The 1,586-nt window shown below is 69.5% G+C and carries 1 protein-coding gene; it reads right to left on the minus strand.

Annotated features, from left to right (window positions below):
• Positions 1 to 179 precede the first annotated feature (179 nt).
• The gene (locus ITX44_RS40580) at positions 180 to 1,421 is read right to left on the minus strand and encodes an IS701 family transposase (protein WP_372441119.1); all 1,242 of its coding nucleotides are present in this window, start codon (positions 1,419 to 1,421) and stop codon (positions 180 to 182) included.
• Positions 1,422 to 1,586: the final 165 nt, after the last annotated feature.

Here is a 1,586-nt window from a genome sequence, read left to right on the forward strand (position 1 = left end):
CTAGTACTCCAGCAGGACTTTGAGGCTTGACCTGGGGAAACGTCGGGCGGTGGGAGTGTAGCGGCCGATCGGCGGTCACGGGTGTGTTCCGTGCGTCCGCCCTTCGAACGAGTGCCCACGCCGCCGGTAGTGGCAGCGGCGGGCGACGGCTTGGCGTCGTCGGCGCCAGCGTGACCAGTTCACCGCATGGACACAGGGATGGGGGTGTCGGGGAGCGAGAGCTGCCAGGAGTCTGCGCACTTCCGCCACGGTGAGCTCAATGGCCTCGGCATCCTCACCGATACCGCCCCCTTTTCGGCCTCCCGCGCGGTCATCGCGGCCAGGAAGGCGTGCGCGAGCATCGCGAGCGTGATGTGCCGGTACCAGCCGACGTAGCGGCGCACCTCGTACTGGTCCAGGCCGCACTCGTTCTTCGCGGCCTGGAAACACTCCTCGATTGCCCAGCGGGCACCGGCGACCCGCACCAGATCGGCCACGCCGGCTTCCAGCGGGGCGTAAACGAGGTAGTAGGCGATCTCGTCAGGTTTGCTCACGCTGCGCCGTGCCAGTGCCCAGCGGCGGCGGACCAGCTGCCCGTCGTCGCAGTCGAACTCGGCCACGGCGCGCAGCTGCACGGCGGCCCAGTCGTATATTCGCTGTCCCTTTGCACCTGGACCGCAGGAACGGCGCTCCCACGCCTGCTGAGGGGCCTGGTCAAAGACGTGGTCGATGCGGGGGCCGGCCAGGGAGAACTGGGACTTGGGCACCGCGAGTACGTAGCCGACGCCGGCCAGTTCCAGCATCCGGCGGAAACGCCCCTCCTGGCCGTAGGCGGCATCCGCGGTCACCCAGGCGATCGGCAGCGGGGAGGAGAGGGCGCGCAGCACGATGGCTCTGGCCAGGGCGCCCTTCGTGGCGAACTCGCGCTCGGCGGGCACCCGGGCGGCACGGCAGCGTTCGGGATCGCCGGTCCAGGACTTGGGCAGGTAGAGTTCCCGGTCCACCAGGGCGCGGCCGGCGGAGCTGGTGTAGGCGGCGAAGACCCCGATCTGGCAGTTCTCGGTGCGGCCGGCGGTGCCGGAGTACTGCCGTTGCACCCCGGCCGAGGTGGTGCCCTTCTTCACGAACCCTGTGTCGTCGATGATCAGCACGCCGTCCTTTCGGCCGAGTTGCTGGGCGACGTAGGTCTGCAGGTCGTCACGGATCTCGTCCGCGTCCCAGCGGGCGCGGGAAAGCAGGTGCTGCAGGCCGTCGGGGGTGGTGTGGCCGGCCTGCTCGGCTAACTGCCAGCTGTTTTTGCGGGCCACCGGAGCGAGCAGGCCGCGGACGTAGTCGCGCATGCGGCGGCGTGGTTCGACGCGGCCGAAGCGGTGGCCGATGTCGGTGAACAGGTCGTCAAGGTGTCGGTCCCAGGTCTGGGCTGCGGGTTCAGGTGTGGTCACGGTGCTCACTGGCGATGACTGCCCAGGCCAGGGGCGTCCCCGGCGGCGTGGGCACTCGTTCGAGGGGCGGACGCACGGAACACACCCGTGACCGCCGATCGGCCGCTACACTCCCACCGCCCGACGTTTCCCCAGGTCAAGCCTCAAAGTCCTGCTGGAGTACTA

It is taken from the genome of Actinacidiphila acididurans, from assembly GCF_016918855.1.
Classification (GTDB): Bacteria; Actinomycetota; Actinomycetes; order Streptomycetales; family Streptomycetaceae; genus Actinacidiphila; species Actinacidiphila acididurans.